The following is a 13,654-nucleotide window of genomic DNA, read 5'->3' as shown; positions in this document are numbered from 1 at the left end:
CTTTTTTTTGTATTTGCCTCATGACCGAACCGCTCCGCCTTTCCAAACGTATGTCCGAACTCGGCCTGTGCTCGCGCCGCGAAGCCGATGAATGGATCGCCCGCGGCTGGGTGCGGGTCGACGGCAAGGTGGTGTCCGAATTGGGCAGCAAGGTGCTGCCGACCCAGCGCATCACGGTCGAACGCCAGGCCGCCGCCGAGCAGTCGAAACGCGTGACCGTATTGATCAACAAGCCGGTCGGCTACGTCAGCGGCCAGGCCGAGGACGGCTATACGCCGGCGGTGGCCCTGATCAAGGCGGAGAACCGCTGGGCCGACGATCCGTCTCCCGAGAACTTCCACCCTACCCAGCTGCGCTCGCTGGTGCCGGCCGGGCGCCTCGACATCGATTCCGTCGGCCTGCTGGTGCTGACCCAGGACGGCCGCATCGCCAAGCAGCTGATCGGCCAGGACACCAGCATCGACAAGGAATACCTGGTGCGGGTGCAGTACACGAAACCGGGCAAGCTGCCCGACAGCGACCTGAAGAAGCTGAACCACGGCCTGTGGATGGATGGCAAACCGCTGCTGCCAGCCAAGGTGCGCTGGCAGAACGACGACCAGCTCAGCTTTACCCTGAAGGAAGGCAAGAAGCGCCAGATCCGCCGCATGTGCGACATGGTGGGCCTGAAGGTGGTCGGCCTGAAACGGGTGCGCATAGGGCGCGTCAAGCTGGGCGATCTGCCGGTGGGCCAGTGGCGCTACCTGGGGGCGGACGAGGCGTTCTGAGCCTGAGTGATCAGGTAGGGTGGGTTCTCGAACCCACCGTGCATGTGGTAAGCACAGATGCAAATGGTGGGTTCAAGAACCCACCCTACGCCAAGCATCTTGCAAAAACGATCATAAACATTGTCGTGTGGAATTGTGTTATATTTGCCGGCCGGCGTAAGGACATCGCCGTTCGACTCCCTGACTCCCCTCGACTCCATGCGTACCCTTTTCCGGGCAGGCCTCGCGCTGCTCCTTTGTTCGTCGCTCGCCGCGCGCGCCATTGCCGCACCTGTTCCGGCCAAACCCGCCGCCCACGCCGCACCGCCCGTCTACAACTTCTCGCCGGTGAACCAGTACAACCTGCAGGTCTCGGCCAGCTTCTGGAACCCGATCGTGCGCTACGTATCAAGCAAAAGCGGCGTGCGCCTGAACCTGAAACTGGGCCGCACCTCGGCCGACACTACCAGCTACGTGCTGGCCAAGGAAGTCGATTTCGCCTTTACCAACCACCTGTTCAGCCCCGAGCGCGCCAAGATGGGCTGGACCGTGTTCGGGCGCCGCAACGCCGAGCCAGTGCGGGCCCAGATCGTGGTGCCGGCCGATTCGCCGGTGCGGCGCCTGTCGCAGCTGGCCAACAGCACCGTCGTGTTCCCCGGCCCGGAAGCGCTGATCGCCTACAAGGTGAGCTATGCCCAGCTGCTGCGCCAGGGGGTGCCGGTGACGGTCGCCTTCGGCGGCAACATGGACGCCGCGTTCACCCAGATGTTCAGCGGCCGCGCCCGCGCCGCCGGCGCCAACTCGCAGCTGGTGGCCAACTACGCCGGGCGCGAGGACCAGCGCTTCCGCGTGCTGTGGAGCTCGGCCCCGTTCAACGACCTGGCCCTGATGGCCTCGCCGCGCGTGCCGGCCGCCCAGGTGCGCGCGGTCGCCGCCGCCTTCCTCAACATGCACCGCGATCCCGAAGGCCGGCGCATCCTCGATAACGCCGCGGAACTGATCCACGCGCCGGAGCCGCTGTCGTTTGTCGCCGCCAGCGAGGCCGACTACGCCGCCTACCGCACCTTCTACCAGGCCGCCCCGGCCGAACTGCGCTAGGGCCGTGCCTTCCATGTCCACCCTGCCCGCCCTGCCGGCGTTCTTCGCACGCCTGCACCAGCTCCTGCTGCCGCGCTCCCTGGTCGGCCGCGTGTTCACGCTGTTCGCACTGAGCATGCTGCTGTTCGTGACGGCCGGCCTGGGCATGTTCTACCGCCACCAGTTCCTGCAGCACGTCGAGGAAACCCAGGACGCCGCCAGCACGCTGGTCGAGGTGGCGTCGCAGGCGGTCGAGGACAGTGCCGTGATCGGCGACTACGACACCGTCAAGCGCACCCTGTCGACGATGATCGTGCAGTCGCCCTTCCACAGTGCCACCTTCATCGACCTCGACGGCGGCGTGATCCGCGTCGAGGCGCCCGACGAGACCTACCAGGCGCCGGCCCCGGACTGGATGACCCACCGCGTGGCGGGCGCCCTGTTCGACGTCAACCGCGTGGTGACGGTCGGCGGCAAGGACTACGGCGTGCTGCGCCTCTCATTCAACGAGCGCAAGCTGGCCGCCCAGCTCTGGTCGCTGCTGCTGCAGTCGGCCGGGCTGGCGGCGGTCGCGCTGTTCGTCAGCCTGGTGCTGGCGCGCACCCTGCTGGCGCGCTGGCTGGAGAACCTGGGACGACTGCGCTTCTATGGCGACGAAGGCGCGGCCAGCGCCGGTCTCGAGGAAGCCCTGGACAACGACGCGCCGCTGGAAATCCGCGAAGCGATCCAGGCCGTCAACCGCAGCGCCGCCAGCATGCGCGACCAGTACGGCCAGCGCATCGCCGCGCTGATGAGTTCCCTGGTCCAGCACAAGAGCGCGCTCGACCAGGCGGCGATCGTCTGCGAAGTCGACCGCGAAGGCCGCATCACCGGCGTCAACGAGCAGTTCGTGCGCCATGCCGGCTATACGCGCGAGGAACTGATCGGCGCCGAACTGGCGCGCGTCGGCGCCCCACTGCCCGGCAGCGGCCGCGCCTGGGCGCCCTCGGACAGCGTCTGGAACGGCGAAGTCGTGGTGTCCTCGCGCGACGGCGAGCGCCAGTGGCGCCGCACCGTGGTGCCGATCTTCGACGGCGCCGGGCTGGTGGAAAAATACATCTGCATCGATTTCGACATCACCGAACGCAAGGAATTCGAAGACGCCATCATCCAGAACGCCAAGCGCCAGGGCCTGCTCGCCCGCCTCGGGCGCAAGGCCCTCGAAGCGGGTCCGCTGCCGGAACTGTTCGCCATGGCGACCCAGATCGCCTGCGAGGGCCTGCAGGTACGCCACGCGGCGGTGTTCGGCTTCGCCCCCGATCGCGGCACGGCCGCGCTGCAGGCCGGCCACGGCTTCCCGCCGCATGCCGCCGCGGGCGCGGAATTCCCGCACGTGCCCGGTCCCGATTCTTCGGACTACCTGGCGCGCTGGGGCCGCGGCCTGCTCGGCGCGATCGATGCCGGCAGCAGCATCGAGGTCTTCATCGTTTGCCACGACCGGCTGTACGGCGCGCTCGCCGTGTATGCGCCGGTCGAGCGCACCTTCCAGGAAGACGAGGACGGTTTCCTGAACGGCCTGGCCAACATCCTCGCCACCGCCATCGAGCGCGCCGACGCGAAGAGCCGCCTGACCTACCTGGCCCAGTACGACGCCCTCACCGGCCTGCCGAACCGGCACCGCCTGTCAAGCTGCCTGGAAGAAGCCATCGCCGGTTCGGCAAGCGGCGCCCACTGCGCCGGCGTGATGTTCATCGACCTCGACCGCTTCAAGAGCGTCAACGACATGATGGGCCACAGCGTCGGCGACGAACTGCTGGCCCAGGCCAGCCGCCGCCTGCAGGACTGCGTGCGTCCCGGCGACGTGGTGGCGCGCCTCGGCGGCGACGAGTTCGCCGTGGTGCTGCCTCACCTGGCCAGCAACCTCGAGGCCGAAACCATCGCACGCTGCATCGTCGACGGCCTGGCGCGCCCCTTCCTGCTGCAGGGCCAACAGATCTTCGTGTCGGCCAGCGTCGGCATCGCCGGCTACCCGCACGACGGCCTGGATGCCGCCACCCTGCTGAAAAGCGCGGACACGGCGATGTACAGCGCCAAGAACAGCGGCCGCAACAACTTCCGCTTCTTCGAAGCCGCGATGCACGCCACCGCGGCGCGGCGCCTGCAGACCGAGACCGATTTGCACCTGGCGCTCGAGCGCGGCGAATTCGAGCTGCACTACCAGCCCAAGCTGCGCCTGGACAGCGGCGCGGTGAGCGGCTTCGAGGCCCTGCTGCGCTGGCGCCATCCCGAGCGCGGCCTGGTCTCGCCGCTGGAATTCATCGCCATCCTCGAGGACACCGGCCTGATCCTGCCGGTCGGCGAATGGGTGATCGCCGAGGTCTGCCGCCAACTCGGCGCCTGGAGCGAGACGCTGGAGAACGTGCCCCCGGTGGCGATCAACCTGTCGGCACGCCAGCTGGCGCATGCCGGCCTGTCCGAGACCGTGCGCGCGATCGTGGCGGCGGCGGGGATCGATCCGCGCCTGCTGGAATTCGAACTGACCGAGTCGATGCTGATGGCCGACCCGGAAGCGGCGGTGGCGATCTTGTCGAACCTGAAGGCGCAGGGCATGCGGCTGTCGGTGGACGATTTCGGGACCGGGTATTCGAGCCTGGCCTATTTGAAGCGCTTCCCGCTGGACGCGCTGAAGATCGACCGCACGTTCGTGCGCGACCTGCCGACCGACGGCGACGACGCGGCCATCACCAAGGCGGTGATCAGCCTGGCGCACAGTTTGAACCTGAAGGTGGTGGCCGAAGGGGTCGAGACCATCGGGCACGTGCGGGCGCTGGAGGCTTACCAGTGCGACGAGATCCAGGGGTATTACATCAGCAGGCCGCTGCCGCCGGCGGCTGCCGCGGCCTTGTTGGCGGAGCGGGCGGTGGCGGCGCTGGCGTGATGGCGCGCGGCCAGTCCGCTTGCACCGTTCGCGGTTATTCAGGCGGTGAGACCGCGTGGACACAGGTGTCCACCCTACAAGAACACCGCCCAGCTGGGGTTTGCCGCCGAGGCGCCCAGCGCCGAACCACCGGCTTCATCCGTAGGGTGGGCACCTGTGCCCACGCGGATCATGCACACCAATACCGCCAACAGGCAACAGCCCCGATAGCGCCAACACACCGCCTGTAAGCACACCTACCACCATTGCAACTTCCGATTCCCTGGCGTAGCATGCAACGCTTGCCTCTGGTCACGAGCCAGCGGTGAAAGTCCATCCAAGAAGGGAATTAAATGAAAACGGAAATCCTCCCGTACAGCCAGACCCGCTCGTTCATGACGGTCGCCCTGATCGAACTCTGGGAACGCTTCGGCTACTACGGCATGCAGGCGCTGATCGTGTACTTCATGGTGCAGCGCATCGGCTTCGAAGACAGCCGCGCCAACCTGGTCTGGGGCGCCGCCGCGGCCCTGATCTACGTCGCCCCCGCCATCGGTGGCTGGATCGGCGACAAGGTGCTCGGCACCCGCCGCTGCATGGTCCTCGGCGGCATCATCCTGACCCTGGGCTACGCCCTGATGGCGGTCCCGACCGAAAACACCTGGTTCCTGTTCTCGGCCCTGGGCGTGATCGTGGTCGGCAACGGCCTGTTCAAGCCGAACACCGCAAACCTGGTGCGCAAGATCTACGAAGGCGACGACTCGAAGATCGACTCGGCCTTCACCATCTACTACATGGCCGTGAACGTCGGCTCGACCATCTCGATGCTGGCCACGCCCGCCATCAAGGACTACGTGAACGCCACCTACGGCAACGAACTCGGCTGGCACGTGGCATTCGCAGTGTGCTCGGTCGGCCTGGTGGTCGGTCTGCTCACCGTGATGATGATGCGCGCCACCATCCGCCACGTCGGCTCGCTGCCGGACGAACTGCCGCTGGACAAAGCCAAGCTGGCGATGGTGCTGGCGGGCGGCGTGGTCGCCGTCGGCGTCTCGGCCGTCATCCTGCAGTACCAGAGCCTGGCCCGCATCTTCGTCTACCTGGCCGGCATCGTGGTACTGGGCATTTTTGTCCACTTGATCCGCAAGAGCGAAGCCAGCGAGCGCGCCGGCCTGATCGCCGCGCTGATCCTCACGCTGCAGACCGTGTTCTTCTTCATCTTCTACCAGCAGATGTCGACCTCGCTGTCGCTGTTCGCGCTGCGTAACGTCGACCTCGACTTCACCTTGTTCGGTTCCCACCTGTGGACCTGGTCGCCGGCCCAGTTCCAGGCCCTGAACGCGATCTGGATCATGGTCCTGAGCCCGGTCCTGGCCTTCTGGTACACCCGCGCCGGCCGTACCGGCTCCGACCTCTCGATCGCCGGCAAGTTCGCGCTCGGCTTCTCGGTGGTGGCCCTGGGCTTCTTCACCTATGGCTTCGCGGGCGCCTTTGCCGTGAACGGCCTGACCTCGTCGTGGATCATGATCGCCGGCTACGGCCTGTATTCGCTGGGCGAGCTGCTGGTGTCGGGCCTGGGCCTGGCGATGGTGGCGCGCTACGTGCCGGCGCGCATGGGCGGCTTCATGATGGGCGCCTACTTCGTCGCCACCGGGATCTCGCAATACCTGGGCGGCGTGGTCGCCAACCTGGCCAGCGTCCCTTCCGGCATGACCGATCCGCTGCAGACCCTGCCGATCTACACCAGCCTGTTCAACAAGCTGGGCATCGCCGCCGTGCTGTGTACCCTGATCGCGCTGGCCGTGCTGCCGCTGATGCGGCGCCTGACCGCGACGCACCACGCGCACCAGTAAGCACTTGATGTCACGAAGGCCGGTTGATCAACCGGCCTTTTTTTATGCGAGCGACACCATGACCACCTTGATCACCGACCGCCTGCGCCTGGAACCTTTCGACGACCATCACTTCGAGGGCCTGCAGGCCATGAACCGCCAGCCCGAGGTGATGCGCTACCTGTCGGGCCAGCCCGAAACGCCCGAGCAGACCCGCGCCGGGATCGACCTGGTGAAAGGCCGCTGGGCGGAATACGGCTTTTCCTGGTGGGCCTTCATCGACAAGGAAAGCGGGCGCGTGGCCGGCGCCGGCTGCATCCAGTACCTGGGCCGCGACCCGGCCAACCCGCACGAGATCGGCTGGCGCCTGGTACCGGACAAGTGGGGCCAGGGCCTGGCCTCGGAGGCGGCGCGCGCAATGGCGGCCTGGGCCTTCGACACCCTGGAGGCGCCGCTGCTGGTAGCGGTCTGCAAGCCGGAGAACCGCGATTCCGAGAAGGTGATGGCGCGCCTGGGCATGCGCTACCGCGGTGAGGAAACCTGGTACGGCAGCCCGCACGCGGCCTGGGAGATCACGCGCGCGGCCTGGCTGGCGCGCCAGTGCGCCTAGCGCCGCGGCGCCACCAGCGCCAGCAGCGCATCCGGGCTGACCGGCTTGACCAGGTAGTGGTCGAAGCCGGCGGCCAGTGCGCGCGAGCGGTCTTCGGCCTGGCCGTAGCCCGACAGGCCGATCGCCAGAGGCTGCGCGCCCTTGCTCGAGGCGCGCAGGCGCGCCAGCACTTCCAGCCCGTCCATGCCGGGCAGGCCGATGTCGCAGACGATCACGTCGTAGTCATGCGCCAGCATGGCGTCGAGCCCGGTCTGGCCGTCGTGCGCCATGGTCACGTCGTGCGCTTCCAGTTCCAGGAAGGCCTTCAGGGTTTCGCAGGCGTCGATGTTGTCCTCGACCAGCAGCACGCGGCAGCGGCCCGATGGCTGCGCCGCCGTGGCTTCGAGCGGCGGCGCGCTGTTTGTGAGCGGGCACAGCGGCAGGCGCACCACGAAGCGGCTGCCCTGGCCGAGCCCGTCGCTGTCGGCCCGCACCGTCCCGCCGTGCATCGACACCAGGTTGCGCACCACGTTCAGCCCCACCCCCAGGCCGCCCTCGGAGCGCGCCAGCGAGCGCGGGCCCTGGGTGAACAGATCGAAGATGTGGGGCAGCACCTCGGGCGCGATGCCGGTGCCGTTGTCGCGCACCGAGACCACCACTTCGCCCGTTTCCACCGTGACGTCGACGTAGACGTTGCCGCCGTCGCCGGTGTACTTCGAGGCGTTGCCGATCAGGTTGGTGAACACCTGGGTCAGGCGCACGCGGTCGCCGCGGGTGCCGGCCGGCTCGGACGGCATGTTCAGGTACAGGTGCTGGCCGCGCTCGCGGATGCGCGGGAGCACGGTTTCCAGGGCCTGGTCGATGGCGTTCGAGACCGGCATCGGTTCCAGGCTGAGGGTGATCTTGCCGCTGCTGATGCGCGCGGCGTCGAGCAGGTCGTCGAGCAGGCGCGCCATGTGGTCGACCTGGCGCCGGATGACTTTCGAGAAATTCAGCAGCTGGGGCGAGGCGTCGGACGAGCGCTCCAGCAGCATCGCCGACATGCTGATCGGGACCAGCGGGTTGCGCAGTTCGTGGGCCAGCATGGCCAGGAATTCGTTCTGGCGCCGGTTGGTGGCTTCGGCATCGTCGCGCGAGCCCTGGGCATTGATGGCGGCCACCACCAGGTGTTCGTTGGCCTCGCGCAGGCGCTCCACCGTCGCTTCCAGCGCTTCCTTCTCGCGCAGCGATTCGCGCAGGCGCGCCAGCTCGTCCTCGAGGGTGCCGATGTGACGCAGCAGGGTAGCGCTGAGCGGGTCGGGACTCAGCTGCTCCGAGCCGGACTGGAGGGAACGCTGCATCGAATTGCTGTCGTCTTCGTGAAACATTCCCTGTTCTCCTTAGCGTCCTGGCGCGCGCGATACCGCGCCGCCGGTGAGCGTCCCTTCGACACCGGTCGGCAATTCGTCGACCTCGATGCCGTTATCCGTGATCTCGTAGCCGCGCACGTCGCGGCTGTGGTCGCTGCCGCGCACCTTGATGACCGACATGAACTTGTGCAGGCGCCCCTCGACCTCGGCGTAGCGCAGCGCCACCACCGCGTCGGTGAGATAAGAGATATTCGCCTGGCTGAAGCGCAGCTCGGTAAACACGTCGTCGAGGCCGATCGTGACCAGCGCCGTGACGCCATGCTTGGCCACCACCGACAGCATGCGAAACACCGACAGGCGCAAATCGGCGTGGAATTCCGGCGCCATGTAGAGGCCGAACTCCGACAGCGAATCGATCACCAGGCGGCGCGCGCCGGTGCTGCGCAGGGTATGTTCGAGTTCGTCGATCAGTTCGTCCACGGTGAGGTCGAGCAGGCGGCTTTCGACCACCGTCACCTGCCCGGCCTGCACCATCTCCGCCAGTTCGGCGTTGCGCAGGCGCGGCGTGCCCTTTTCGAAGAACATGGCCACGCCCTTCTCGCCGCGCGCCACGCCCTCCTGCAGGAAGGCGGTGGCGAGGATGGTCTTGCCCGAGCCCGTCGGCCCCGCCACCAGCACCGTGTGGCCCTGCGGCAGGCCGCCGTTGAGCATCTTGTCCAGCCCCGGCGTGCCGGTGGGAACCCGGCGCGGCTCGCGGTCGACCGCCACGCCTGGGTGGCGGTCGGCGGCCAGCGGCGGCAGGATGCGCGGATAGGCGCGCAGGCCGTCGTCGGTGATGCGGAAATTGTGCGAGCCGGCCAGGTGGGCGCGACCGCGCATCTTGACCACGCGCATCTTGCGCACCACGGTGCTGTGCTCGTGGGCCTGGGTCAGCGACAGCATGCCGTCGGCCACGGTCATGATCGGGTTCGCTTCCGGGTCGGTGTGCATGTATTCGCCGATCAGGAAGGTGGTGGCCTGCCAGGTGGTCATGCGGGTGCCGAGTTCCTGGATGAAGAACTGCAAATCGGCCACGCCTTCGTTGCCGCCCTTGGCGGTCTGTACCACGGAGCGGAAGGAGTCGACAAAGACCAGCGAGGGCTGGAAGGCCTCGACCTCGGCCATGATGCGTTCGAGCACGCCGGAAAAGTCGCCGGTGCGCAGGTTTTCGCCGAGGTTGACGTAGCGGATCGCCGGGCCGACCTTGGCCACGTCGAAGAAGGAGAACTGCTGCTGGTAGCGCAGCATCTTCAGCGGCGGCTCGCCCAGCACGGTGAAGAACAGGGCGCGGCGCTCCGCGGTGGCCAGCGAGAACATGATCTGGTGCGCAAGCGTGGTCTTGCCGCTGCCCGGCGGACCGGCAACGAGATTGAACGAAAACTCCGGCAAGCCGCCACCCAGCAGCGTGTCCAGTCCCGGTACGCCCGTGTTCAGCAGTCCCAAGGCTACTTTGTCGCTCATTTACTTCTGCTCCTGTACATGCTTCTGCCCGTCTCCGCCCATTGCGTCTTGTAACAGCTGCTTTGTTAACGCTTCGCCGATCAAGGTTCCCAGCAGCGTGGTGAAAGTATCGAGCAGCGCGGCATTCGCCAGCGCTGCCTGCTCCGGTCCTAGCTCGTTCAGGGTTCTGGTCAGGGACGCGAACAGGTGGGAAGTGGGCTTGGACGGGTCGCACCCGTGCAGGCCACCGAAACGCACCGTCGTCAGCCGGACGGCGCGCCCGAACAGCACACAAAAGCCGCTGTCGCCGATCAGCGGCGTCAGCTGCTCGCCCAGGCGCAGCCAGGGCTTGATCCCGGGCGCCTGCGCGCCCGCATCTGCCTGCTCATGCGTTGGCATGGGTGTGCTTGTATCTGTCCTGTTCGTCATGTCGGCTTTGTCAGACGGGGGAAGCCCCGCGTCATTTTTTCTGGTCCATGCTTGCTGATCAGCTGTCATTGTGTAAGTGCACGGCCCGCCGACTGGCTGGCTGGTCCTCAATTATAGAGGCAATACCGACAATTTTTATAAAAGCTCAGCCCCGTGTGCAAAAACATTTGGCCGCGTTGCTGCACCGCGAAAAAAGTGCGCATTCATCCCGTGTGCGACATAATGCCAATTGACAATTTTTAAAGTGACGCGCCGTATTCGACACGCTGGTTTCGGTTTATAACGAGGAGCAAGATGAAGCACACCTTGGTCGCGGCCCTGGCCGCTGCAGGAATGTTGATGGCAACCCAGGCCGGCGCGGCGCATGCCGGGCCATCGGCGGCGGACGCCCGTTTCGAAAGGATCTACCAGGCCGAATGGGACTGGCGCGTCAAGGAACGCCTGGCCAGCGAAGAAAACACGCGCGGCCGGGTGCGCGCGGAACTGCCGCACGTCGACGCCAAAACCCAGCAGGCGCGCCTGGCCTACTTCCAGGGCGTGCTGCGCCAGCTCGACGCCCTGCCCCAGGCCGGCCTGTCGCCGGCAGCGCGGCTCGACTACCAGGTCTACCGCGCCCAGGTCGCCGCCTTCGTCGAGGAACTGCGTTTCCGCGAATACGAGCAGCCGCTGAACGCCGACAGCGCCTTCTGGACCGACGTCACCTACGGCGCGCGCCAGGGCCTGGCCAGCCGCGAGGACTACGACAACTACCTGCACCAGCTGGCCAGCTACCCGCGCTACTTCGGCGAGCAGCTCGACAACATGCGCGCCGGCCTGGCGCGCGGCTTCACGCCGCCGAAGGTCACCCTCAGCGGGCGCGACGCCTCGCTGGCCTCGGTGGCCGAGGCCGCGCCCGAGGACACGGTGTTCTACACGCCGTTCAAGACCATGCCGCCATCGATGCCGGCCGCCGAGCAGGCCGAGCTGCGCACGCGGGCGGTGGAGGCCATCCGCAGCCAGGTGCAGCCGGCGTATGCGCGCGTCCTGGCCTTCATGCGCGAGGAATACATGCCGGGTGCGCGCGAGGTGCTGGCCGCCGAGCGCCTGCCGGACGGCAAGGCCTATTACCAGTCGAAGATCGTCGAGTACACCACCACGAACCTGACTGCCGACGATATCCACCGGATCGGCCTGGCCGAGATGGCGAAAATCCGCGCCGAGATGGCGACGACCATTGCCCAGACCGGCTTCAAGGGCGACTTCCCGGCCTTTTTGCAATTCCTCCGCACCGACCCGCGCTTCTACGCCAAGACGCCGGAAGAACTGCTGATGCGCGCGGCCTGGGTGGCGAAGAAGTTCGACGCCAAGGCCGGCCAGTATTTCGGCTACCTGCCGCGCCAGCGCTTCGCCATCCTGCCGGTGCCTGACGACCAGGCGCCCTACTACACGGCCGGCCGCGGCGGCCCCGGCGTCTACCTGGTCAACACCTATAACCTGCCGGCGCGCGCCCTGTACAGCCTGCCGGCCCTGACCCTGCACGAATCGGCGCCGGGCCACGCCTTCCAGATGCCGGTGGCGCTGGAACAGAAAGGCTTGCCGCGCTTCCGCCGCGCCTACATCTCCGCCTTCGGCGAGGGCTGGGCGCTGTATACCGAGCGCCTGGGGACCGAGATGGGCATTTACGAGACGCCCTACGAAGTCTTCGGCATGCTGAGCTACCAGGCCTGGCGCGCCTCGCGCCTGGTGGTCGATACCGGCATCCACGCCAAGGGCTGGACGCGCGAGCAGGCCCAGGCCTATTTGCGCGAGAACACGGCGCTGTCGGAGCACGAGATCACGACCGAGGTGGACCGGTATATCTCGTGGCCGGGCCAGGCGTTGTCCTACTACCTGGGGCAGATGGCGATCATGGAGGCGCGCGCCAGGGCGGAGAAAGCGTTGGGCGCGAAGTTCGACATCCGCAACTTCCACGATACGGTGCTGCAGCTGGGGTCGGTGCCGCTGCCGGTGCTGCAGGAGCGGATCGACCGCTTCATTGCCGAAGGTGGCAAGAGCCCGTATCCGAAGGAGGCGTAAGCGCGTAGGGTGGACACCTGTGTCCACGCGGTACGGCGGTTGATATGTGAGGCGGCTTGCAGGCGGTGAGACAGCGTGGACACAGGTGTCCACCCTACAAAAGCAGCCATGACCAGACGCAGCCAGCATGCGAACGGTGAGACCGCGTGGGTACGAGTACCCACCCTACAAGGTCACTCGAAGACCTTCAGCTTCAGCTGCAGCGAAATGCCGCCGTAGAGGCGGTCCTTGTAGCTGGGGATGATGCCGATGTTGACGCCCACGCGCTGGTAGTCATACGTCAGGGTCGGAATGACAGCTGGGAACCAGCCGCCGTTGCGCATCCTCGGGTAGCCGTCGAACGCCGCCAGCGCAGCGCCCACGCGTACCGGGCCGACCGCATACGGCTGCCAGATCACGCCGGCATAGTTCGACCATTCGCGGTCGCTGTTGTAGAAGCGCCCGCCGACGGCGGCCATCGTGCCGGAAAAGCGGTATTCGGCGCCCAGGCCCTTGTTGTTGCCGTTCAGGCCCTTGCCGCTGTCGAAGTGGGCGGTCCAGAAGCCGGAGTCGATCCAGACTTCGCTTTTCGGTTCGGCCTCGATCTTGGTGAAGAAGTCATCGGCCTGGGCCAGGGGTGCGGCCAGCACCAGCAGCAGCGGGAATGTGTTGAATACCTTGGAAATCAATCGTCCGCTCCAGGATCGAGGTCGGGGAACATCACTTCGGTAAAGCCGAAGCGCGAAAAATCGGTGATCCGCATCGGATACAGGATGCCGAGCAGGTGGTCGACTTCATGCTGCACCACGCGCGCATGGAAGCCGTCGACTTCGCGCCGGATGGCATTGCCGTACTGGTCGACGCCCTCGTAACGCAGGCGCGTATGGCGCGGCACGCTGCCGCGCAGGCCGGGCACCGACAAGCAGCCCTCGAAGCCCTCTTCCATCTCGTCCGACAAGGGCGTGAGCACGGGATTCAGGAGCACGGTCTCGGGCACCTGCGGCGCGTCCGGGTAGCGCGGATTGCTCTTGAAGCCGAAGATTACCAGCTGCAGGTTGACGCCGATCTGCGGCGCAGCCAGGCCGGCGCCGTTTGCCGCATGCATGGTGTCGAACATGTCGGCGATCAGGGCTTCGAGTTCGGGCGTACCAAACTCACGCACGGGTTCGGCCACGCGCAAGAGGCGCGGGTCGCCCATCTTCAATATCTCGCGCACGGCCATG

General features: G+C 66.8%; 11 protein-coding genes. 6 read left to right on the top strand and 5 right to left on the bottom strand.

What is annotated here, in order from left to right:
- The first annotated feature begins 20 nt into the window (after positions 1-20).
- The 5 genes from LK540_RS23365 (at position 21) to LK540_RS23345 (ending at position 7,161) form a co-directional block, all read left to right on the top strand.
- On the top strand, positions 21-767 hold the full coding sequence (locus LK540_RS23365) for a pseudouridine synthase (RefSeq protein ID WP_229439800.1): 747 nt from the start codon (positions 21-23) through the stop codon (positions 765-767).
- A 198-nt stretch (positions 768-965) separates the two neighbouring features.
- Complete coding sequence (locus tag LK540_RS23360; protein WP_229439799.1) at positions 966-1,844, top strand: phosphate/phosphite/phosphonate ABC transporter substrate-binding protein; 879 nt, start codon at positions 966-968, stop codon at positions 1,842-1,844.
- Positions 1,845-1,857: 13 nt separating this feature from the next.
- Positions 1,858-4,740, top strand: coding sequence for an EAL domain-containing protein (locus LK540_RS23355; RefSeq protein ID WP_229439798.1), 2,883 nt, complete (start codon positions 1,858-1,860; stop codon positions 4,738-4,740).
- Between the two features lie 332 nt (positions 4,741-5,072).
- A complete protein-coding gene (locus tag LK540_RS23350; protein WP_229439797.1) occupies positions 5,073-6,572 on the top strand; it encodes a peptide MFS transporter in 1,500 nt (499 codons plus the stop codon).
- 58 nt (positions 6,573-6,630) lie between these two features.
- Complete coding sequence (locus LK540_RS23345) at positions 6,631-7,161, top strand: GNAT family N-acetyltransferase (protein WP_229439796.1); 531 nt, start codon at positions 6,631-6,633, stop codon at positions 7,159-7,161.
- Here LK540_RS23345 and LK540_RS23340 read toward each other — a convergent pair.
- Genes LK540_RS23340 through LK540_RS23330 form a run of 3 tightly spaced genes read right to left on the bottom strand, consistent with a single transcriptional unit; the run spans position 7,158 to position 10,367 of the window.
- Positions 7,158-8,507 carry an ATP-binding protein gene (locus LK540_RS23340; protein WP_229439795.1) on the bottom strand — a complete coding sequence of 450 codons (1,350 nt, stop codon included), beginning with the start codon at positions 8,505-8,507 and terminating at the stop codon, positions 7,158-7,160. The genes LK540_RS23345 and LK540_RS23340 overlap by 4 nt on opposite strands.
- A 12-nt stretch (positions 8,508-8,519) precedes the next feature.
- A complete protein-coding gene (locus LK540_RS23335) occupies positions 8,520-9,989 on the bottom strand; it encodes an ATPase domain-containing protein (RefSeq protein WP_229439794.1) in 1,470 nt (489 codons plus the stop codon).
- Entirely contained in the window at positions 9,990-10,367 is a 378-nt protein-coding gene (locus LK540_RS23330) for a hypothetical protein (RefSeq protein WP_229439793.1), read from the bottom strand.
- Between the two features lie 324 nt (positions 10,368-10,691).
- Between LK540_RS23330 and LK540_RS23325 the strand changes: the two genes are divergently transcribed.
- Positions 10,692-12,452: a DUF885 family protein gene (locus tag LK540_RS23325; RefSeq protein ID WP_229439792.1), complete on the top strand. Its 1,761-nt coding sequence runs from the start codon at positions 10,692-10,694 to the stop codon at positions 12,450-12,452.
- A 173-nt stretch (positions 12,453-12,625) separates the two neighbouring features.
- Here LK540_RS23325 and LK540_RS23320 read toward each other — a convergent pair whose 3' ends face one another.
- Both LK540_RS23320 and def read right to left on the bottom strand, forming a co-directional pair.
- Complete coding sequence (locus LK540_RS23320; RefSeq protein WP_229439791.1) at positions 12,626-13,120, bottom strand: hypothetical protein; 495 nt, start codon at positions 13,118-13,120, stop codon at positions 12,626-12,628.
- A complete protein-coding gene (def, locus tag LK540_RS23315) occupies positions 13,117-13,653 on the bottom strand; it encodes a peptide deformylase (RefSeq protein ID WP_229439790.1) in 537 nt (178 codons plus the stop codon). Before def ends, LK540_RS23320 begins: the two co-directional genes overlap by 4 nt.
- Position 13,654 lies beyond the last annotated feature (1 nt).

Source organism: Massilia sp. IC2-278, from assembly GCF_020708045.1.
GTDB lineage: Bacteria > Pseudomonadota > Gammaproteobacteria > Burkholderiales > Burkholderiaceae_D > Telluria.
The sequence above is the reverse complement of the archived record's forward strand: the minus strand, read 5'-3'. Positions and strand labels throughout refer to the sequence as shown.

Excerpts from the sequence above, each read along its gene's own strand:
- LK540_RS23365 (WP_229439800.1), top strand. The coding sequence starts at position 21 with ATGACCGAACCGCTCCGCCTTTCCAAACGTATGTCCGAACTCGGCCTG.
- LK540_RS23360 (WP_229439799.1), top strand. The coding sequence starts at position 966 with ATGCGTACCCTTTTCCGGGCAGGCCTCGCGCTGCTCCTTTGTTCGTCG.
- LK540_RS23355 (WP_229439798.1), top strand. The coding sequence starts at position 1,858 with ATGTCCACCCTGCCCGCCCTGCCGGCGTTCTTCGCACGCCTGCACCAG.
- LK540_RS23350 (WP_229439797.1), top strand. The coding sequence starts at position 5,073 with ATGAAAACGGAAATCCTCCCGTACAGCCAGACCCGCTCGTTCATGACG.
- LK540_RS23345 (WP_229439796.1), top strand. The coding sequence starts at position 6,631 with ATGACCACCTTGATCACCGACCGCCTGCGCCTGGAACCTTTCGACGAC.
- LK540_RS23340 (WP_229439795.1), bottom strand. The coding sequence starts at position 8,507 with ATGTTTCACGAAGACGACAGCAATTCGATGCAGCGTTCCCTCCAGTCC.
- LK540_RS23335 (WP_229439794.1), bottom strand. The coding sequence starts at position 9,989 with ATGAGCGACAAAGTAGCCTTGGGACTGCTGAACACGGGCGTACCGGGA.
- LK540_RS23330 (WP_229439793.1), bottom strand. The coding sequence starts at position 10,367 with ATGCCAACGCATGAGCAGGCAGATGCGGGCGCGCAGGCGCCCGGGATC.
- LK540_RS23325 (WP_229439792.1), top strand. The coding sequence starts at position 10,692 with ATGAAGCACACCTTGGTCGCGGCCCTGGCCGCTGCAGGAATGTTGATG.
- def (WP_229439790.1), bottom strand. The coding sequence starts at position 13,653 with ATGGCCGTGCGCGAGATATTGAAGATGGGCGACCCGCGCCTCTTGCGC.